This is a genomic window from Nocardiopsis gilva YIM 90087 (assembly GCF_002263495.1).
Taxonomy (GTDB): Bacteria; Actinomycetota; Actinomycetes; order Streptosporangiales; family Streptosporangiaceae; genus Nocardiopsis_C; species Nocardiopsis_C gilva.
The window spans coordinates 2,628,458-2,648,434 of sequence record NZ_CP022753.1 but is presented as its reverse complement, the minus strand read 5'-3'; the positions used below and the strand labels follow the sequence as shown (position 1 = coordinate 2,648,434).

16 protein-coding genes and 1 pseudogene are annotated in these 19,977 nt (G+C 72.6%); 3 read left to right on the top strand and 14 right to left on the bottom strand.

The features are described 5' to 3' along the window. Nucleotides 1–25: 25 nt before the first annotated feature. The 6 genes from CDO52_RS12075 to mraZ form a co-directional block, all read right to left on the bottom strand. Nucleotides 26–1,441 (bottom strand): UDP-N-acetylmuramoyl-tripeptide--D-alanyl-D-alanine ligase, encoded by a 1,416-nt coding sequence (locus CDO52_RS12075; protein WP_017616987.1) that lies wholly within the window; start codon nucleotides 1,439–1,441, stop codon nucleotides 26–28. 243 nt (nucleotides 1,442–1,684) lie between these two features. Next, the gene (locus CDO52_RS12070) at nucleotides 1,685–3,343 is read right to left on the bottom strand and encodes a UDP-N-acetylmuramoyl-L-alanyl-D-glutamate--2,6-diaminopimelate ligase (protein ID WP_094932387.1); all 1,659 of its coding nucleotides are present in this window, start codon (nucleotides 3,341–3,343) and stop codon (nucleotides 1,685–1,687) included. Nucleotides 3,344–3,482: 139 nt separating this feature from the next. After that, nucleotides 3,483–5,168, bottom strand: coding sequence for a peptidoglycan D,D-transpeptidase FtsI family protein (locus tag CDO52_RS12065; RefSeq protein WP_449406727.1), 1,686 nt, complete (start codon nucleotides 5,166–5,168; stop codon nucleotides 3,483–3,485). 343 nt (nucleotides 5,169–5,511) lie between these two features. Further along, nucleotides 5,512–5,802, bottom strand: a complete 291-nt coding sequence (locus tag CDO52_RS12060; RefSeq protein WP_094932386.1) for a hypothetical protein — start codon at nucleotides 5,800–5,802, stop codon at nucleotides 5,512–5,514. A 203-nt stretch (nucleotides 5,803–6,005) separates the two neighbouring features. Beyond that, a complete protein-coding gene (gene rsmH, locus CDO52_RS12055) occupies nucleotides 6,006–6,992 on the bottom strand; it encodes a 16S rRNA (cytosine(1402)-N(4))-methyltransferase RsmH (RefSeq protein WP_193373638.1) in 987 nt (328 codons plus the stop codon). 245 nt (nucleotides 6,993–7,237) lie between these two features. Continuing rightward, the gene (gene mraZ / locus CDO52_RS12050; RefSeq protein ID WP_026125456.1) at nucleotides 7,238–7,666 is read right to left on the bottom strand and encodes a division/cell wall cluster transcriptional repressor MraZ; all 429 of its coding nucleotides are present in this window, start codon (nucleotides 7,664–7,666) and stop codon (nucleotides 7,238–7,240) included. Nucleotides 7,667–7,955: 289 nt separating this feature from the next. On the opposite strand from mraZ, the gene CDO52_RS12045 reads away from it, so the two are divergent. The 3 genes from CDO52_RS12045 (at nucleotide 7,956) to CDO52_RS12035 (ending at nucleotide 12,782) form a co-directional block, all read left to right on the top strand. Beyond that, nucleotides 7,956–8,951 (top strand): AAA family ATPase, encoded by a 996-nt coding sequence (locus CDO52_RS12045; RefSeq protein WP_017616993.1) that lies wholly within the window; start codon nucleotides 7,956–7,958, stop codon nucleotides 8,949–8,951. 265 nt (nucleotides 8,952–9,216) lie between these two features. Next, nucleotides 9,217–10,449 (top strand): DUF58 domain-containing protein, encoded by a 1,233-nt coding sequence (locus CDO52_RS12040; protein ID WP_017616994.1) that lies wholly within the window; start codon nucleotides 9,217–9,219, stop codon nucleotides 10,447–10,449. Then, complete coding sequence (locus CDO52_RS12035; protein ID WP_232524446.1) at nucleotides 10,446–12,782, top strand: transglutaminase TgpA family protein; 2,337 nt, start codon at nucleotides 10,446–10,448, stop codon at nucleotides 12,780–12,782. The genes CDO52_RS12040 and CDO52_RS12035 overlap by 4 nt, the downstream gene beginning before the upstream one ends. A gap of 158 nt (nucleotides 12,783–12,940) precedes the next feature. Here CDO52_RS12035 and CDO52_RS12030 read toward each other — a convergent pair whose 3' ends face one another. From CDO52_RS12030 to aroC, 8 genes and pseudogenes are all read right to left on the bottom strand, one after another. Then, complete coding sequence (locus CDO52_RS12030) at nucleotides 12,941–13,327, bottom strand: DUF3040 domain-containing protein (RefSeq protein ID WP_033299178.1); 387 nt, start codon at nucleotides 13,325–13,327, stop codon at nucleotides 12,941–12,943. A gap of 258 nt (nucleotides 13,328–13,585) precedes the next feature. Beyond that, on the bottom strand, nucleotides 13,586–14,860 hold the full coding sequence (locus CDO52_RS12025) for a DNA polymerase IV (RefSeq protein ID WP_017616998.1): 1,275 nt from the start codon (nucleotides 14,858–14,860) through the stop codon (nucleotides 13,586–13,588). 143 nt (nucleotides 14,861–15,003) lie between these two features. Beyond that, nucleotides 15,004–15,774: a methyltransferase gene (locus CDO52_RS12020; protein ID WP_198345848.1), complete on the bottom strand. Its 771-nt coding sequence runs from the start codon at nucleotides 15,772–15,774 to the stop codon at nucleotides 15,004–15,006. Nucleotides 15,775–15,879: 105 nt separating this feature from the next. Beyond that, entirely contained in the window at nucleotides 15,880–16,293 is a 414-nt protein-coding gene (gene nusB / locus CDO52_RS12015; protein WP_017616999.1) for a transcription antitermination factor NusB, read from the bottom strand. Nucleotides 16,294–16,339: 46 nt separating this feature from the next. After that, complete coding sequence (gene efp / locus CDO52_RS12010) at nucleotides 16,340–16,903, bottom strand: elongation factor P (RefSeq protein ID WP_017617000.1); 564 nt, start codon at nucleotides 16,901–16,903, stop codon at nucleotides 16,340–16,342. Nucleotides 16,904–17,023: 120 nt separating this feature from the next. Further along, on the bottom strand, nucleotides 17,024–18,103 hold the full coding sequence (gene aroB, locus CDO52_RS12005; protein ID WP_017617001.1) for a 3-dehydroquinate synthase: 1,080 nt from the start codon (nucleotides 18,101–18,103) through the stop codon (nucleotides 17,024–17,026). Next, nucleotides 18,100–18,633: a shikimate kinase gene (locus CDO52_RS12000; protein ID WP_017617002.1), complete on the bottom strand. Its 534-nt coding sequence runs from the start codon at nucleotides 18,631–18,633 to the stop codon at nucleotides 18,100–18,102. The genes aroB and CDO52_RS12000 overlap by 4 nt, the downstream gene beginning before the upstream one ends. An 84-nt stretch (nucleotides 18,634–18,717) precedes the next feature. Next, nucleotides 18,718–19,904, bottom strand: a pseudogene (gene aroC, locus CDO52_RS11995) (chorismate synthase). Nucleotides 19,905–19,977 lie beyond the last annotated feature (73 nt).

Here is a 19,977-nt window from a genome sequence, read left to right as displayed (position 1 = left end):
AGCGCCGAGGCGAGCAGGATGCCGGTCACTTGGCGTCCTCCCCGGACTTGAGCAGTTCGGCGACCCGTTCCAGCCCGGCCACGCGCGATCCCTTCAGCATGACGACGTCTCTTGCCCGCAGGCGCTCACGCAGCGCCGCGGCCGCGGCCGGGGCATCGGGGACCTGCACGATCTCCCCCCGCCACCCTGGCACGCTCCGCGCTCCATCGGCGATGGGCGCGGCCTCACTTCCGACGATGACAAGCCCGGCGACCCCGGTCTCGGCCGCGCGTCGGCCGATGGCCTCGTGCTCGGCGCGGTGCCGTTCCTCGCCGAGTTCGGCCATCTGCCCCAGCACGGCGAGGGACCGCCGGTGCTCCCCGAGCGTCCGGAGCGTCCGCAGCGCGGCCGACATGGACTCAGGGTTGGCGTTGTAGGCGTCGTTGACGACCGTGATGCCGTCGTCCAGCTCGTCGATCTCCATCCGCCACCGGCTGACCGGGCCGGCCTGGCCCAGCGCGGCGGCGATGGCGTCGATGTCCATGCCGGCCTCCGCCGCGACGGCGGCGACGGCCAGCGCGTTGTGCACCTGGTGCGTGCCGACGAGCGCGAGGCGCACCCGCGCGCCGCGGCCACCGATCTCCAGGGTAAAGGCCGCCCGCCCGGAGCCGTCGAGCTCGACGCCCGTGGCGCGCACGTCGGCGTCGGCGCCGGTGCCGTAGGAGACCACGCGCGCCTTGGTGCGCGACGCCATCCCGATCACCGCGTCGTCGTCGGCGTTGAGCACGGCGACCCCGCCGTCGGCCGCGGTGGGAAGCGCTTCGACCAGCTCGCCCTTGGCCCGGGCGATGGCCTCTCTGCTGCCGAACTCGCCGACGTGGGCGCTGCCCACGTTGAGCACCACGCCGATGCGGGGCGGCGCCAGGGAGCACAGGTAGGAGATGTGCCCGGTGCCGCGCGCCCCGACCTCCAGGACCATGAACCGGGTCGCGGCGTCGGCGCGCAGCACGGTCAGGGGGTGGCCGATCTCATTGTTGAACGAGCCCTGCGTCGCGACCGTGGCCCCGTGGTGCTCCAGCACCTGGGCGAGCAGGTCCTTGGTCGTGGTCTTGCCGGACGAGCCCGTGACACCGATGACGTCGGTCCCGGGCAGCTCGTCGGCGACGCCCCGTGCCAGCCGCCCCAAGGCGGCCTGGACGCCCTCGTCACCGCCGTCGACCAGCAGGTGCGGGACATCCACCGGGCGGGACGCCAGGACCGCCACCGCGCCCGCCTCGACGGCGGCGCCGGCGAAGTCGTGGCCGTCGACGTGTTCGCCGGTGAACGCGACGAACAGCGAGCCCGGCCGGGCCTGCCGCGAGTCGATCACGACCGGGCCGTTGACGATCTCCGCTGCGCGCGCCGATCCGCTTAACCGGGATTGGGTGATCTCAGCGATCCGATCGAGCGTCAGCGCGATCAAAACCACTCCTCATGTCGGGGCCCGGTCCTCCGCGCCTGGGGCGCTCCGGCAGGCAGACGGCGCGAATGCGGGGAAGCGCGGTACTCGTCCACTTGGGAGCGGCGTCAGCACGCCACGGAGCCGGGCTGCGATTGCCGGACCTAACCTTAGAACATGTTGGGCCGCGGGGGTTGCGCCCAGGCCGGATCACGACCGATCCGTGATCACCTGTCCATGTCTTCGCCCTCACGACCGTATCGCCCGTCATGCGGGGTCCGTCGCGCACCGTCCCGTCGTGTACGGAGAGGGGCGCGTGGGCGCGGCTGAGCGCCCCGCCCAACGGCACGGTGCGTCGGCTCGGCGCGATGGGCGCTCAGCCGCGCCCCGGCGGCGCAGGGCGTCGCGGAGCACCTCCCGGTCGTCGAAGGGCAGCACCTGACCTGCGACGTACTGGCCGCGCTCGTGGCCCTTGCCCGCGATGACGATGACATCGCCCGGTGCCGCGCGCCGGACCGCCGTCTCAATGGCGGAGGCGCGGTCGGGTTCGACCGTGATCCGGGCGCGCTGGTCCTCGGGGACCTTGACGACGCCCTCCAGCATGCTCTGCACAATCGTGATGGGATCTTCACTGCGCGGGTTGTCGTCGGTGAAGATGACGGCGTCGGCGAGCCGGGCGGCGGCCTCCCCCATGAGGGGGCGTTTGGCGCGGTCGCGGTCGCCCCCGCACCCCACGACCATGGTGAGGCGGCCCTCGGTGATGTCGCGCAGCGAGCCGAGCACGGCCTCGATGGCTCCGGGCTTGTGGGAGTAGTCGACCAGCGCGGTGAAGTCCTGCCCCTCGTCGACGGGTTCCATGCGCCCGGGCACGCCCCCCGCGGCGGCGACGCCCTCGACCGCGGTGTGCATCGGGATCCCGGCCTCGATGAGGCCGACGATGGCGGCCATGGCGTTGGAGACGTTGAACGGGCCGGGCAGGCGGACCGAGGCGTCGGCCTCCATCCCGCCGGGTCCGACGAGCCGGAAGGTGCTACCGCCGGAGGAGAGCCGCACGTCGACCGCGCGCCAGTCGGCCTCGGGGTCGCCCGCGGAGGAGAACGTGGTGACCGGGATGGCGCCGCGCGCGTTCACCATGTCGACGAGCGCCCGGCCGAACTTGTCGTCGCGGTTGACCACGGCCACCTTGCAGTACTCCGGCGTGAACAGCCGGGCCTTGGTGTCGAAGTAGTCGCGCAGGTCGGCGTGGAAGTCCAGGTGGTCCTGGGAGAGGTTGGTGAAGACGGCGACGTCGTAGTCGGTGCCGCCGACGCGGCCCATGGCCAGGGCGTGGCTGGAGACCTCCATCGCGGCGGCGGATACGCCGTTCTCGCGCATGACGGCGAACAGGCCGTGCAGGTCGGTGGCCTCGGGGGTGGTCAGTGAGGAGTCGACGCGCTCGTCTCCGACGCGCATCTCGACGGTGCCGACGAGGCCCGTGTGGCGCCCGGCGCTGCGCAGCCCGGACTCGACCAGGTAGGTGACGGTGGTCTTCCCGCTGGTGCCGGTGGTTCCGATCAGCAGCAGCTCCTCGGCGGCGTTCCCGTACACCCAGGACGCCACCTCGCCGAGGCGGGCGCGCGGGTCGGCGACGGACAGGACGGGCAGCCCGGTCTGCGCGGCGCGCTCCACACCGGAGGGATCGGTGAGGATCGCCACCGCGCCGGACGCCGCGGCCTGCGCGGCGAAGTCCGCCCCGTGCCGGCTCAGGCCGGGCAGCGCGGCGTAGACGTCGCCGGGTCGCACGCTGCGCGAGTCGTGGGTGATCCCGGTGACCGTCGTCTCGGTCACATCAGACGGCGCAGGGCCGGGGGGACTGGCGAGCGCGTCCGGCCCCAGCAGGCGGACGAGGTCGGACAGCGGGCGGAGATGGTTTCGTTCAGGTCGCATTACCGGTGGCACGTCGTGAGGTTATCGGCTGTGATCACAAGGGGGATAATCCGAGAATGGCACACGCCGGGCCCGTGGGCGGGCGGCGCCGCGCGGCGTGGCGGCGGCGGGACCCGAGCCGCCGCCCCCGCGCGAGGGGTTACTCGTCCTCCATGAGCCGGATGTTGGGCGCTTCGGTGCCGGTCGGCTCGATCTTGAGGGACTTCAGCGCGAAGGACATGACGTCGGTGAAGACCGGTGCGGCGGCCTTTCCGGCGTAGTACTCCTTCTTGGGGTTGTGCAGCACCACCTGGACGATGAGCTGCGGGTCGTCGGCGGGGGCGAAGCCGACGAACGAGGAGGTGTGGCCGCCGCCCTTGTAGGTGCCGGTCTCCGGGTCGACCCGGTTGGCGGTGCCCGTCTTCCCGGCCACCCGGTAGCCGGGGACCTGGGCCGTGGCCGCGGTGCCCTCGTCGGTGGTGACCGCCTCCAGCATGAGCTTGAGCTCATCGGCCGTGGCCTTGCTGACGATGCGCTCCTTCTTGTGCTCGGGGGCCGGGGTGAACTCGCCCTTCTTGTCCACGGTCCCGGCGAGCAGGTGCGGCTCGACGCGCACGCCGTCGTTGGCGACGGTGGCGTACACGCTCGCCATCTGCATGGCGTTGACCGACAGGCCCTGGCCGAACGAGATCGACGGCAGCTGGGTCCCCCACCAGTCCTTGGGGTCGGTGAGGATGCCGGCGTTCTCGCCGGGCAGGTCCAGCCCGGTGGGCTGGCCGAACCCGAACTTGCGGAGGTAGTCGTACATCCTCTGCTTGCCCAGCTGCTCGCCCACCTGGATGGTGCCGACGTTGCTGGACTTGGCGAGGATTCCGCTGAGCGTCATCCGCTCGGTGTCGTGGAAGTGGTCGTCCTTGAAGGTGCGGTCGTAGCGCTGGATGGAGTAGGGCACGGTGTAGACCGTGTCGGGCGTGGTGAGCCCCTCCTCCAGCGCCCCGGCCACGGTGATGACCTTGTTGGTGCTGCCGGGCTCGAACGCCTCGGCCACGGCGCCGTTCAGCCGCTCCTCGGCGGTCGAGGAGTTGATGTCCCTCGGGGAGTAGGTGGGGTAGTCGGCCATCGCCACGATCTCCCCGTTGGGGCGCATCACGATCACGCTGCCGCCGCCGGCGTCCAGCTCGTCGGAGCGCGCGGCCAGGGCCTGCTCGGCGTGCCACTGGACGTCCTGGTCGAGGGTGAGCCGCGCGTCCTTGCCGGGAACGGGGTCCTTGGCCAGGCCGCCCCCCATGGGGATCTGGGTGCCGGAGGCGGAGATGTCGACCTGCTGCTTGCCGGCCTCGCCGGCGAGCGTGGTGTCCAGCACGGCTTCCAGGCCCTCAGCTCCCTGGCCCGCGGCGTTGGTGAAGCCGATCACATCGGCGGCACCGGTCTCGTCGGGGTAGACGCGCTTGTAGTCGACCAGGGCACCCAGGCCCTGGAAGCCGCGCTCGGCCAGGTCCTTCCACTCCTTGGGCGCGACGTTCTTCTTGATCACCTGGTAGCGGCTGGGTGTGGCGTTGACCTTGGCGGCGACCCGGTCGGTGTCCAGGCCGAAGCGCTCGGAGAGCTCGCGGATGAGCTTGTCGCGCTCGTCGTCGCGGATCTCGGTGGGGTCGACGAAGACGAGGCGGGACTCCACCGACATCGCGAAGGACTTGCCGTTGATGTCGGTGATGGCGCCACGCGTGGTCGGGATGTCGATGGTGGTGCGCCGCTGCTCGGCGGCGGCCGCGGCATACCCGTCGGCGTCGATGCCCTGGATCTGGACCAGCCGTCCGGCGAACACCAGCATGATGCCGACCATCATGACCAGCGACACCTTGATCCGCCGCCGCGGGTTGACGAGGCGGAACCGGCGGCGCGGGGGTGCGCCGGGGCCGGTGGGGCCGCCCCCTCTTCGAGGCCCTGCGGAGGCGCTGGTTCGGGTCGGGCGGGGGCGGGGCGGGGCCTGGCGGCTCGGGCGCCGCGGAGGCTGCCCGGTGCCGGAGGAGCGGGGGCGCGCCTGCCGACCGTCCTTGGGGGCGGGACCACGGCCGGGCCTCCCCGACGGAGAGGGGCGGCGGGGATCGCGGGACCGCCCGTCACGCGATGGACTCAACCGTGGCTCCTAGCGGTCGGTCTTCTCCTCCCGGCGCCCGCGCGTCGCCCGGTCACGGTGTACCCGCTTCGGGATCGCCGTCGATCGTCCCCGTACGCAGATCGATGAACAGCGGCGCGTCGCCGGGCTCCATACCCATTGCCTCGGCCTCCGATGCGATGCGGTCGGGGGCCTCCAGCGCGACGACCTGTTCCTGCAGGGCCTCCTGCTGGTGGGAGAGGTTGCGGTAGTCCTGCTCCAGGCGGGTGATGGCGAAGGCGTCCTCGATCAACACGGTGCGCAGTGCGAGCAGGCTGATCATCGCGCCGCCGAGCAGTCCGAGCACGAGCAGCACGAAGGGCATGCGCGGCGCGCGCGGGACCGGCTGGCGCCGGGGCGCGGGGCGCGTTTGGCGGCGGGCCGGACGGCGCGGTGCGCGTGGTGCCGGAGCCGCGGGTGCGTTCGGGCGCGCGCCTGCGATCGGGGTGCCGGTGGCCGGGCGGGAGCGCGCTTGGCCCGCGGCCGTCGCTCGGTCGTGGTGCTCATGAGAGTGGTCCGCCTCCCCGATCAGTTCCGTGGTGCTCTGACCCGTTCGGCGGCCCGGAGCCGGGCCGATGCCGCACGGGGGTTGCGTTCGTTCTCCTGGTCGGAGGGCTGTTCGGACCCTCGGGTGAGGAGCCGCAGTTCGGGCTGGGCTTCGGGGAGGGGAACGGGCAGGTCGGGCGGGGTGGTGTCGGTGGCGAGCGCGGTCAGGGCGCGCTTGGTGAGGCGGTCTTCCAGGGAGTGGTACGACAGCACGGCGATGCGCCCGCCGATGGCCAGCCGGCCGATGGCGGCCGGCAGCGTGCGCTCCAGGATGGTCAGCTCGGCGTTGACCTCGATGCGCAGCGCCTGGAAGGTGCGCTTGGCGGGGTTGCCGCCGGTGCGCCGGGTGGCGGCGGGAATGGCCTCGCGCACGAGGTCGGCCAGCAGGCGGGTGGAGTCGATGCGCTGCTTGGCGCGCTCGCGCACGATCGTCTGGGCGATACGCGCGGCGAAGCGCTCCTCGCCGTAGTCGCGCAGGATGCGGGTGAGCTCGGCGGCGGAGTAGGTGTTGACGACGTCGGCGGCGGTGAGGTCCTGGGTGCGGTCCATCCGCATGTCGAGCGACGCCTCGTAGGAGTAGGCGAAGCCGCGCTCGGCCTCGTCCAGCTGGGGCGAGGACACGCCCAGGTCCAGCAGGATGGCCTGGACGTCGGTGATGCCGAGGTCGTCGAGGACGCGGGGGATGTCGTCGTACTCCGCGTGGGCGAAGTCGACGCGGTCGGCGAACGGGGCGAGGCGCCGGCGGCTGCGCTGCAGTGCGGTGGTGTCGCGGTCGATACCGACCAGCCGCAGCTCGGGGTGGGCGGTGAGCATCGCTTCGGCGTGGCCGCCGAGGCCCAGCGTCCCGTCGACGAAGACCGCCCCCGGGCGCGTCAGCGCCGGGGAGAGCAGCTCGACGATCCGGTCGAGCATGACCGGAATGTGCGCCGCCTCGGTGCCTCCCGATGCGTCTCCCACCGTGTCCCCCATGAGCACAGTGCCCCCCTAGTTATCGTTTTCGATTCGCTCGCGGTCGTTCCCCCCGGACCCGCGGCCGCCCGGCCCGGCCTCCAGACGCGTCCCGACGTCGGCCCACCTGGCACCGGGGAAGCTGTGTCAGCTGGTACCTGGTCGCGTCTGAAGGCCCTGGATCCGGACAGGACACTTGACGGTGGTGGCTTCGCGCTCCGCCGCGGCCGATGGCCGAAGCCGTCGCCGCGGCGCCGCCAAGTCACTCACACCCCCGGCAACACCTCCTCCGACAGATCCGCGAATGCCTGCTCCTGTTCGGCCTCGTAATCGGCCCAGGCGCGCGCGTCCCAGATCTCCAGGCGCGTGTTGGCTCCGATGACGACACAGTCGCGGTCCAAGCTCGCGTAGCCCCGGAGCGTGGGCGGAATGGTGATCCGTCCCTGTTTGTCCGGGATCTCGTCGGACGCGCTGGCGAAAAAGACACGGCTGTAGTCGCGAACCGCCTTGGCGGTGACCGGAGCCGACCGGAGGGCCTCGGTGATGCGCTGGAACTCCTCCATCGGAAAGACGTAGAGGCAGCGCTCCTGGCCCTTCGTGATCACCAGTCCCCCCGACAGTTCGTCGCGGTACTTCGCCGGAAGGAACAGTCGCCCCTTCTCGTCGAGGCGTGGCGAGTGGCTACCGAGAAACACCGGCACCACCTCCCCAGCCCTGTGAGAGCAGTCTCCTGCCCCACGATGCTCCACTGTACTCCACTCTCCCCCACGGTCAACAGAATCACCCGCCGGTACGCGGGCGTTTCCCCGATAAATCCGCAGTTCAGGAGGGTGGAGGGGAGTGGAGCGGGCGCGGCGTGCCGTGGGTTGTCCCACCGTCCGGACACCCGGGGGCCGTCGAACCGCTGATCCGTTCTGCTGTGCATTCCGCCGCTTTGCCATTAGCCTCGGGGGACGTCAGTGTGGGGACCGGGGAGGGTGAGAGGTGTCGCTCGACGCGCGATACGACACGAACGGGTTCGACGGACGCCCCTCCCACACCGGTGGGGTCCTCGTGGTCGCCGACCGGATCCGCGAGGCGGTCGAGACGGTCATCGAGGGCAAGCCCGAGGTCGTGCGGATGGCCCTGACCGTGCTTCTGGCCGAAGGCCACCTGCTCATCGAAGACATCCCGGGCGTCGGCAAGACGATGCTGGCCAAGGCGCTCGGGCGGGCCGTGGACTGCTCGGTGCAGCGCGTCCAGTTCACCCCCGACCTCCTGCCCAGCGACATCACCGGCGTCAGCGTCTACCACCAGGAGCGCCAGGAGTTCGAGTTCAACCCGGGGCCGGTGTTCGCCAACATCGTGCTCGGCGACGAGATCAACCGCGCCTCCCCCAAGACCCAGTCGGCGCTGCTGGAGTGCATGGAGGAGATGCAGGTCAGCGTCGACGGCGAGACGCGGTCGCTGGAGCGGCCGTTCATGGTCATCGCCACCCAGAACCCGACCGACATGGAGGGTACCTATCCCCTGCCCGAGGCGCAGCGGGACCGCTTCATGGCGCGCATCGCGGTGGGCTACCCCACCCCGCAGGCCGAGCTGGACATGATCGACACCCACGGGGCGCTCTCCCCGCTGGACGGCCTCGCCCCGGTGGCCGACACCGCCGAGATCCGGGCCATGGTCGCCCACGTGCAGACCATCCACGTCGCCCCGGGCATCCGCCGCTACGCGGTCGACCTGGTCGCGGCCACCCGCACCGCCCCGGAGCTGCGGCTCGGCGCCTCGCCGCGGGCCACCCTGCACCTCGTCCGGGCGGCCCGCGCCTACGCGGCCCTGGAGGGGCGCGCCTACGTCGTCCCCGACGACATCCAGGCGCTGGCCGTGCCGGTGCTCGCCCACCGGCTCCTGCTCTCCCCCGAGGCCCACATGGAGCGCCGCACCACCGAGCACATTGTCTCCGACCTCGTCGCCCGGATGCCGATCCCCGGGCCCAGATAGCACCCGGTGTCCCCCAGCAGATCGCTCCGGTCCGGCGGCACACCGCCGGGCCGGAGGCGTTCGCGCACCGGCGGCACGTGCGGGCCCCGGCAAACCCCCATCAACAGGACGGATGCGCTCCGGCCCACCGCCCCGCGGGCCAGCGGACCGGCGCATCCGGGCCAGGGCGGCGCACCGGACGGGGGAAGATGGCACCTATGAGCATCCCGGAGGCGATCGAACCCGACCCGCTGCCGCCGTCCCGACCGGCCGGGAGATGAGGCCCGTGCGCGCCTTCACCACCCGTGGCCTGTCCCTCCTGTGCGCCGGTGCGGCCCTGCTGGCCGGCGGGCTGGCGATCGGCCAGCGCGACGTCGTCGGACTCGGCGTGCTGGTGTTCGCGGTGCCCCTGCTGTCGCTGGCGGCACTGGCCGGTTCTCCGCGCAGGCTCGCCCACAGCCGCACCTTGCAGCCCGAGCGGGTGACGGCCGGCAACGACGCCCGCGTCCTCATCCAGGTGCACAACGCCTCCCCGAAGCGCGCCGTCGCCGGCGTGCTCGCCGAGGACACGCTGCCCAACCTCCCCCACGACGCGCCGCGGTTCGACGTCGGCTACCTGCGGCCGGGGGCCACCCGCGACCTTTCCTACCGCGTCCGGCCGCCCGTGCGCGGCGGTTACCCGATCGGCCCGCTGCGGCTGACGATCGACGACCCCCTGGGCTGCGTGCGGATGCGCCGCACCCTGGGGACGCACGTGCCCCTGCTGGTGACACCGCCGGTGGTGGCCCTGCCCCGGATGTGGCCGATGGGCGGGGCCGCCGACTCTGGGGAGAGCAGCAGCCGGTTCGTGACCGGCGTCGGCGAGGACGATCAGGTGCCCCGCGCCTACCGCCACGGTGACGACCTGCGCCGGGTCCACTGGCGCAGCACCGCGCGGGTCGGCAAGCTCATGGTGCGCCGCGAGGAGCACCGGCTCGGCGACCACAGCGCGGTCCTGCTCGACATGCGGCAGGGCGCGCACGCCGGCGACGGGGAGGACTCCTCGCTGGAGACGGCGGTCAGCGCCGCGGCGTCGATCGGGTTGCACCTCATCGGCCGCAGCCAGGACGTGCGCCTGCTCACCGACGAACGGGAGGTCCCCGGCGGACGCCGGGAGACGGTGCTGGACGCGCTCGCCCTGACGCCCGCGTCCCCGGCCGTCCGACTGGGTCGCGGCGTCGACCTGGTCGCCGGATCCCCGGTGGCGGGCACCGGCCTGTGCGTCGCGATCCTGGGTGCCCTCACCGACGGCGACCTCGCCGCCCTCGCCCGGTTGGGCTCCGCCCACAGCCACCGCCGCGTCGCCGTCCTGTGCGCCGCGGCGGCCTGGCCCTCCCCCGCTACTCTCGACACGGCGAGCGACGCACTCGCCCGCACGGGATGGCTCGTCTACCGGATCGACACCGTGGAGGACCTGCTCGACCAGGGCGCTCCCGTCCACGAGGGGGCCGGACACGCGTGGGGAGGTGCGGGGCGGTGAGAACCGGCATCTGGGGCGCGTGCTTCCTCGTCCTGGCGTGGACGGCCACCGTTCTGGCCACCCTCCCCGCCCTCACGCCCCTCATCTCGGGCCGTCAGTGGTGGTCGGCGATCGTGCTCACCGTGGCGGCGGTCGCCCTGACCGGGGTGGTCCTCCGGGTCGTCCGCCTGCCCGAGGTCATCCTGCCCCTCGCGCAAGCCGCCGCGGGGGTCGTCACCCTGACCGCGCTCTTCGCCCCGGAGCGGGCCGTGGGCGGGCTGATCCCGACCCCGCAGACGGTCGGGTCGCTGCTCGTTCTCATCACCGAGGGGCGCGCCGAGATCGACGCCAGCCCCGCGCCGGTCGCGGCGATCCCGGGGGTGGTCCTGGTCGTCGCGCTGGGTATGGGGCTGCTGGCGCTCGTCGCCGACTTCATCGTGGTCACCGTGCGTGCACCGGCGCTCGTCGGCCTTCCCCTCGCCGGGATGCTGTTCCTCGTCCTGTCCGTGAACGACCAGGGCATCGGCTGGTGGGCGTTTGCCCTTGCGGCGGCCGGCTACCTGGGACTGCTCACGGTCGACGGCTGGATCCGGGGCGCGCTCCGGGGGATCCGGCCGCCCCCGGGCACCGACTCCGCCCCTCCCCTGCTCGGAACCCTGCGCCGTGCCGCGACGGCCGGGGGCGTCGCGGCGGTCGCCATCGTCCTCGCCCTGCTGACGCCGCTCGCCGTGCCCGGCCTCGCCGACAACGCGCTGTTCCGGATGGCCCAGGGCGGGGTGATCGGCGACGATGCCGTGACGACCACCCACCCGCTGGTCAGCCTGCGCACCCAGCTGGCCGCCGACAGCCAGACGCCTGTCCTGACCTACCGCACCGACGACCCCGCGCCGGACTATCTGCGGACCTACGTTCTGGACGTCTTCGACGGTGAGAACTGGACGATGTCCACGCTGCGTGCCGGGCGCGACAACCGCGTCGGCGACGACCGGCTGCCGTTGCCCCCGGGCACCCCCGCTCTCACCGGCGATCCCGTCACCACCGAGGTCTCCGTGGCGGGCGACGCCCGGAACGTCGACTTCCTGCCGATGCCCTACCCGGCGCTCTCGGTGGACGTCCCGGGCGAATGGTTCGCCGATCCCGCCACCCAGATGGTGTTCAGCACCGGCGGGCGGACGCGGTCCCTGGGCTACCAGGTCGAGAGCCTCCGGTCCCGTCCGAGCGCCGCGGAGCTGGCTGACGGCGGCCGGGGCACCGCGGGGGTCGACTCCCAGTACCTGTCGGTCCCGGAGGGCGTCGATTCCCGGGTGGCGGGGCTGGCCCGGTCGATCGTCCGCGGAGCGGACACACCGCACGAGCGGGCGGTGGTCCTCCAGGACTGGTTCACCCGGGAGGGCGGGTTCACCTACGACCTCCGGCCGCCGCCCATGCCCCCGGGGGCCGACCCGCTGAGCCACTTCCTGTTCGCCAGCCGCGTCGGCTACTGCGAGCAGTTCGCCGGCTCCATGGCGCTGATGGCCCGCCAGGTCGGTATCCCCGCCCGGGTGGCCACCGGTTACACCGCCGGAACGGAGGTCGCCGACGGCCGGTGGAAGGTCGCGCAATCGGACGCCCACGCCTGGCCGGAACTGTACTTCGAGGGGCAGGGGTGGCTGCGGTTCGAACCGACACCGTCATCCGGTGCCGGGCAGGGGACGGCCTCGGTGCCCTCGTACGCGGAGCCCGCGCAGGAGCGCGCGACCGCACCCGACACCCGCGCGCCGCGGCCGGACGCCGACGCTCCCGACGAGGGCGCGGAACAGCCCGAAGGCGACGCACCGGAGGACGGCGGCGCCGCGGCTCCGGCGCCCGGTTCCGGGGCGGACAGCGCGGGTGGCGCGATCGACGCCGAGTCGCTGCGGCGGACTCTGCTGGCCGCCGCCGTCGGCCTGCTGGTGCTGCTCACGCCCGCGCTGACCACCGCGGCCATCCGGCACGTCCGCCAGACGAGCGCCACCACCGCGTCGGCGCGGGCCCGGGCGGCCTGGTTGGGGCTGCGCGACGAAGCGGCGGACCTGCGGGTGCCCTGGAGCCCTGCGGAGAGCCCGCGGTCCATCGCGCGGCGGCTGACGGCGGACTACGAGTTGTTCGGGTCGGCGCGCGAGGCGCTGTGGCGAATCGCGCTGTCCGAGGAGAGCGCGCGGTACGCCCCGCACCCCGTGGTCCCGCTGTCGCTGCCCGCCGATGTGCACACGGTGCGCCGCGCCCTGCGGGCCCGTCTCGGTGTCCTCGCCCTGATCCGCGCCATCCTGCTGCCCCGCTCGCTGCTCCGCCTGCCGGGCGTCCTCCGGCGCGCGGTACGGGTGCGCACCGGCTGAACACCGGACCCACGGACGGCGCTGGGGCAGGCCGTCCCGAGGCGGGCCGCGGCCACGCGTCGTACGGTCGCGCGAATGCGAACGCGCCCGTTGTGAACCAACGGGCGCGTTCGCCTACACGTAACCCTCAGCGGAGAGGCGTTGGTACCGCACTGACGTCAGTGGTCGCCTTCCTGGCGGCGGCGCCAGCGCTCCTCGAAACGGTCCATCATCCCGCGCCGCTCCGGGCGTGGCTGCTTACCCTCGGCGGGCGCCGCGGCCCCCTCGGCACCCCCGGCCACCCGACGCCATCCCGACAGGCCCCACAGGGTGCAGGACAGCATGATGAGGAATCCGACGGCGCTGATCGCCGGCTGCTTGAAAATCACACCGGCCATGAGGAGTGAGACGCCCAGGACGAAGCCGATGGACGCCTTGATGATCCACCGCTTGTAGTGCACCGCAGGGTTGGTCTGCCGAACGGTGTTGGCGAACTTCGGATCCTCGGCATAGAGCGCCTGCTCGATCTGGTCGAGCATACGCTGCTCGTGTTCAGAGAGCGGCACGGCGCCTCCCAATGACAGTCCCCGATCGGGGTAACGGGTACTGAACAACAATCTGATGGTCAGTGATATGCCCAGAATACGGTGCCTTAGCGCCCGCTGAAAAGAAAAGATGCGCGTGTAGCTGACCCACGATGGTCACTCTACCCCTACTGTCCATAGGAGACACCGGTCCAGAGTCCCCGCTTCCACCCCTGCATCCAGGGCATCGTTGTCCCTTATCCCACGGCCAACGATTGACCGGACCGAAAAGTGTCCTTCTCAGGCGTCGTCCTCGTCACGCCGCGCGAGGGCGGCCGGTTTGATCGCGCCGGGACCGAACCTGCGCGTGACCCGGTCCATGGCCTGCTCCGCCTCCCGCCATCCGGTCTCCGGCTCGTCGAAGGCGAGTTGGCGGTGCACCTCTTCGGCGCCGCCCAGCCCTTCCACGCGCACGCCCACCAGGCGCAGCCGGACCCGCTCCAGCCCCGAGGCGGCGTACAGCTCCCGGGCGACGGTGTTGATCTCCCGGGCGACGTCCGTGGGCTCGGCCAGGGTGCGCGACCGCGTGATCGTGCTGAAGTCGGCGCGGCGCAGCTTCACGACGACCACGCGTCCCATCTGGCCGCTGGCGCGCAGCCGCCGTGCCACGGCCTCGGACTGCCGCAGCAGCTCGCGGTTGATCACGCCGGGGTCGTCGACGTCGCGGTCGAAGGTCTCCTCGGTGCCGATGCTCTTGTCCGGGGAGCCGGGCACCACCCGGCGCTCGTCGCGGCCCCGGGCGAGTTCGCTGAGCCGCCCGCCCACGGCCTGCCCCAGCTCGCGGCGGAGCGTGTCGGGGGCGACGCGCGCGACGTCGCCGACAGTGCGCAGGCCCAGCCGGACGAGGTGCTGCTCGGTCTTCTCGCCCACGCCCCACAGCGCGCCCACCGGCATCGGGTCCAGGAAGGCGGTCACGCGGTCGGTCGGCACCAGCAGCAGGCCGTCCGGCTTGCAGCGGGTGGAGGCGAGCTTGGCCACGAACTTGGTCGCGGCGACGCCCACCGAGCACGTGAGGCGCTGTTCCTCGCGGACGCGGGCGCGGATGAGCTCGGCGATGCGCACCGGGCCGCCCAGCCGCCGCCGTGCCCCGGCGACGTCGAGGAACGCCTCGTCCAGCGAGACCGGCTCGACCTCGGGGGTGATGGCGCGGAAGATGTCCATGACCGCCTCGGAGGCCTCCCGGTAGGCGGCGCCGTCGGGTGGGAAGACGATGGCGTCGGGGCACAGCCGCAGGGCGCGCACCATGGGCATGGCCGAGTGCACGCCGTAGGTGCGGGCGATGTAGTCGGCTGAGGCGACCACGCCCCGGGGGCCGGTCCCGCCGACGATGATGGGCCGGCCGCGGGTCTCGGGGTGGCGCAGCCGCTCGACACTGGCGAAGAACGCGTCCATGTCGAGGTGGAGGATGGTGCAGTCGGCGTCCGCGACGGTGCCGTCGGGCACCAGCGGCTCGATGCCGTCCGCGCCGACCATGCCGCGCAGTGCGGCCCCGCGTTCCAGCTGACGTCGGCTCATATAACCAGTGTGCCGGATGCCGGGTTCCAAACCGTCGATTCCCGACGATGATCTGTCCTGGTCACGCCGGTTTTCGGCGAGGCAGGGCGGACAGGGCCGACGCGGACGGATCGCCCCGTGTCGCCGCCGTGCCTGTCCGGCGATCAGGCGGGCTTGCGCGCCAGGACGTGCAGCTGGGTGGCGATGCCCGAGAGCTCGGGGTGCACCGCGGCGTCCTTCTCCAGCTCCAGCAGCTCCCGCCCGGCGTGCGGGTCGGCCTCGTAGACGCGCCCCGGCAGCAGGTCGGCGAAGACCCGCACGCCCCTGACCTCGGGGGCGGTGAGTCCGCACTCGTCGATGAGCGCGAGCAGGCGGTCGCTGGTGAAGCGACGCGGCATGGGGTCGCCCTCGCCCCAGCGGCCCTCCGGGTCGCTCAGCAGCCGGTGGGCGTCGGCGACGTGCCCGGCCAGGGCGCGGTGCAGGGCCCCCGCCACCGCGTTGGTGGCCATCAGGCTGACGGCTCCGCCGGGCCGGGTGATCCCCACGACGTCACTCAGGGCGGCGCGCGGGTCGTCCACGTACTCCAGGACGTTGTGCACGAGCACGAGGTGGGCGTGCTCGGCCGGAAGCAGCTCGGCGAGGTCGTGGGTCTCGCCCTGCATCGCGTGGACGCGCACCCCGGCCTCGGCCGCGCGGCGCTCCAGCGCGGCCAGGGAGTCGGGGTTGGGCTCCACGACGGTGACGTGGTGGCCGAGCTCGGCGAGCGGAACGGCGGCACCTCCGGTGCCGCCGCCCGCGTCGACGATGTGCAGCGGGGCGTCGGCCGCCGGACCGAGTCCGGCCAGCAGGTTGCGCAGGGCGTCCCACACAACGGCGATCCGCGCCGTGCCCGCGGCCCGGTGCGGGCCGGAGGAGGTCGCGCAGTCCATGGTCATGCCACCGGCCTTCTCGGTCACCCTCGTCCCCGTTCTTCCCCGTTGCCCCGCTGGGCGGCGGTGCCCCAGCGGGCGTGTGCGTTGTCCGCGGCGGCCGTGGGGCCGCTACAGCGCGAGCGACGCCTTGTTCTCCATCAGCCGGGAGAGCAGGCCGTTGATGAAGGCCGGCGACTCCTCAGCGGACAGTTCCTTGGCCACCGCGACCGCCTCGGCGATCGCCACCCCGTCGGGGATGTCGTCGGCCCACAGCAGCTCGTAGGCGCCCATCCGGAGGATGTTGCGGTCGACCACCGGCATGCGCTCCAGCGTCCAGCCGATGGCGTACTCCTGGAGCAGTTCGTCGATGCGGGCGCGCCGCTCGTCGACCGCCGCCGCGAGCTGCTCGGTGAACTCGTTGATCGGAGGCTCCGGCTGTGCGCGTCGCCGCTCCAGGACCTTCGCCACGGGGGTCTCCCGCAGCTCGGACTCGTAAAGCACCTCGATCGCGCGCCTGCGGGCCTTGCGCCGTGCGCCACTCACTGCGTTCCCTGCTTACTGTTGTCCGGCCGCTTCGGGTGGGCGGTCATTACTTGACGCGCCCGAGGTAGTCGCCGGAGCGGGTGTCGACCTTGACGCGCTCACCCGTGGTGATGAACAGCGGCACCTGGATGACGGCGCCGGTCTCCAGCGTGGCGGGCTTGGTGCCGCCGGTGGAGCGGTCGCCCTGGATGCCGGGGTCGGTCTGCGAGATCTCCATCTCGACGGCGGCGGGAAGCTCGATGTAGAGCGGGTTGCCCTCGTTGTTCGCCACCGTGACCATCGCGCTCTCCAGGAGGAAGTTCGCGTTGTCGCCGACGACCTCGTTGGGGACGTTGAGCTGGTCATAGGTCTCGGTGTCCATGAACACGAACGAGTCGCCGTCGTTGTAGAGGTACTGCATCTCGCGGCGGTCGACGTTGGCGATCTCGACCTTCGCCCCAGCGTTGAAGGTCTTGTCGACCACCTTGCCGGAGACGACGTTCTTGAGCTTGGTGCGGACGAACGCGCCGCCCTTGCCCGGCTTTACGTGCTGGAACTCCACGACGTTCCAGAGTTCTCCGCCGTCGAGCCGCAGCGTCGTGCCGTTCTTGAGGTCGTTCGTCGTGGCCACTTCTGTCGTCTCTCCATGGGTTGGGCACGGTCGTTGGGTGGGTCCCCTGGATCACCACCGGCGGTGCGGGCGGTGGCTCTCCTGTCCGGCCAGTCTAGTGGCTGTGTGAGGTGCGGGGGTTCAGGCGCCGACCGCCCTGTAGGCGGCGTCGAGCAGGTCGTCGCTGGGGCCGGAGAGGATCGCGGGTGTGCCGATCCCGTCCAGGACGACGAAGCGCAGGGTGGCACCGCGGGCCTTCTTGTCGACGCGCATGGCCTCCCGCAGCTCTCTCCAGGCCTCCATGGAGTACCCGGTGGGCAGTCCGACGGAGGTGAGGATGGAGCGGTGGCGCCGCACGGCGGCGTCGTCGATCCGGCCGTCGAGGCGGGCGAGTTCCGCGGCGAAGACCATGCCGATCGCGACGGCGTAGCCGTGCCGGAAGGTGTAGTTCTCCGCGCGTTCGATGGCGTGGCCGAGGGTGTGCCCGTAGTTGAGGATCTCCCGGCGCCCGCTTTCCCTCAGGTCGGCGGAGACCACCTCGGCCTTGACAGCGATGGCGCGTTCGATGAGCTCGCGGGTGTGCCGACCTTCGGGGCGGGTGGCGCCGTCCGGGTCGTCCTCGATCAGGTCGAGGATGACCGGGTCGGCGATGAACCCGGCCTTGATGACCTCGGCGAGGCCGCCGACGTAGTCGGCGGTGGGCAGCGTGGGCAGCGTGGCCAGGTCGCACAGCACCCCGGCCGGGGGGTGGAAGGCCCCGACGAGGTTCTTGCCCTCGGGGGTGTTGATGCCGGTCTTGCCGCCGACGGCGGCGTCCACCATCCCGAGCAGGGTGGTGGGCACCAGGACGCAGCGCACGCCGCGCAGCCAGGTGGCGGCGACGAACCCGGCGAGGTCGGTGGTGGCGCCGCCGCCCACGCCGACGATGGCGTCAGAGCGGGTGAACCCGGCCTGCCCGAGCCGCGACCACAGGTCGGCGGCGGTGGCGACGTCCTTGGCGGCCTCGCCCTCGGGCACGGTCAGGGCGTGCACGGTGTACCCGGCGGAGCGCAGCGCACCCAGGACGGGGCGGGCGACCTCGCCCAGCGCCTCGGGGTGGACGACGGCTACCTGTTCGGCCTTCTCGCCCACGAGGCCGGGAAGCTCGCCGAAGACCCCGCTGCCCACGACGACGTCGTAGGGGGCGGAGGATCCGCCGACCGCGATGCGGGTGGCGCTCATCGGGCGTTCTCCTGCCGCTCGTCCTGCCCGGGAAGGGACGCGACGATGGTGTCGACGATCTCCTCCGGGTGGTATCCGCTGGTGGGGACCGTGGTCGTGGCCAGTCCCCGGTAGACCGGCAGCCGCTCCTCCAGCAGCTTCTTGAGCTTGGTGCGGGGGTTGCCGACCAGCAGCGGGCGGGCCGTGTCCATGCCCACGCGCTTGGCGGCGTCGGCGAACTCGACCTCCAGGTAGACCACGTGGTGCCCCGACAGGTCGTCGCGGGTCGCCGGGTCGAGAACGGCGCCTCCGCCGAGCGCGACGACGCCCGGGTGGGCGGCCAGCGCCTCGGCGACGACCTCGCGCTCCAGCGCGCGGAAGGCGGGTTCGCCGTCCTCCACGAAGATGTCGCTCACGGGCTTGCCCGCGCGCGCCGCGATCTCGACGTCGGTGTCCATCAGCTCCACGCCCAGCCGCTCGGCCAGGGCCCGGCCCACAGTGGACTTCCCCGAGCCGGGAGAGCCGATGAGGACCGCGATCGGTGTGCTCATCCGTCCCTTGTTCCTCGTCGTTCCTCGTCCGCGTCCTGTCGCCCCGCGCCGGCCCACGGCCGGCGGAGGTGTTCGCGCCGTGGTCTAGCCGTCGGCGTCCAGCGTCTCCAGATAGGAGCGCGCGTTGCGGGCGGTCTCGGCCACCGAGTCGCCGCCGAACTTCTCCACGACGGCTTCGGCCAGGACGAGCGCGACCATCGCCTCGGCGACGACACCGGCGGCCGGAACCGCCGTGACGTCGCTGCGCTGGTGGTGGGCCAGGGCGGGCTCGCCGGTCGTCACGTCGATGGTGTCCAGCGGACGCGGGACGGTCGCGATGGGCTTCATCGCGGCGCGGACCCGCAGCGGTTCGCCGGTGGACATGCCGCCCTCGACGCCTCCGGCGCGGTTGGTGCGGCGGCGGACGCCCACAGCGCTTTCGCCGGGCTCGATCTCGTCGTGCGCGGCCGATCCGCGGCGTGCGGCGGTGCGGAACCCGTCACCGACCTCGACGCCCTTGATGGCCTGGATGCCCATGAGGGCGCCGGACAGGCGCGCGTCCAGGCGGCGGTCCCAGTGGACGTGGCTGCCCAGGCCGGGCGGGAGGCCGTAGGCGAGCACCTCGACGACGCCGCCGAGGGTGTCGCCGGACTTCTTGGTGTCGTCGACCTCGGCCACCATCCGCTCGCTGGTCTCGGCGTCGAAGCAGCGCAGCGGGTCGGCGTCGACGGCTTCCAGGTCGGCGGGACCGGGCAGGGCAGCGTCCTCGGGCACGGCGACCGGACCCATGGACACGACGTGGCTGAGGATCTCCACGCCGAGCGTCTGGCGGCAGAAGGCGCGGGCGACCTCGCCGATGGCGACGCGGGCGGCGGTCTCACGGGCGCTGGCGCGCTCCAGGATGGGGCGGGCTTCCTCATGGCCGTACTTCTGCATGCCCACGAGGTCGGCGTGGCCGGGCCGGGGCCGGGTCAGCGGCTCGTTGCGGGCCAGCCCCTCCAGCGTCTCGGCGGGGACCGGGTCGGGGACATGACCTGCTCCCACTTGGGCCACTCGGTGTTGCCCACCTCGACGGCGACCGGCCCACCCTGGGTGCGGCCGTGCCGGATCCCCCGATGACGGAGACCTGGTCCTGCTCGAACTTCATCCGGGCACCCGGCCGTACCCGGCGCGACGGCGGCGCAGTGCGGCGGCGATGTCGTCGGAGGTGACGGACACACCGGCCGGAAGGCCTTCCAAGATCGCGACGAGTGCCGGTCCGTGGATTCCCCTGCGGTCAGCCAGCGCAACATGCTCCGATCTTTTCATGGTCCGCGGGTCCGCCGCACACCAGGGCGTGCTGTCCCGCCGCGGGTGGTGGTCAGA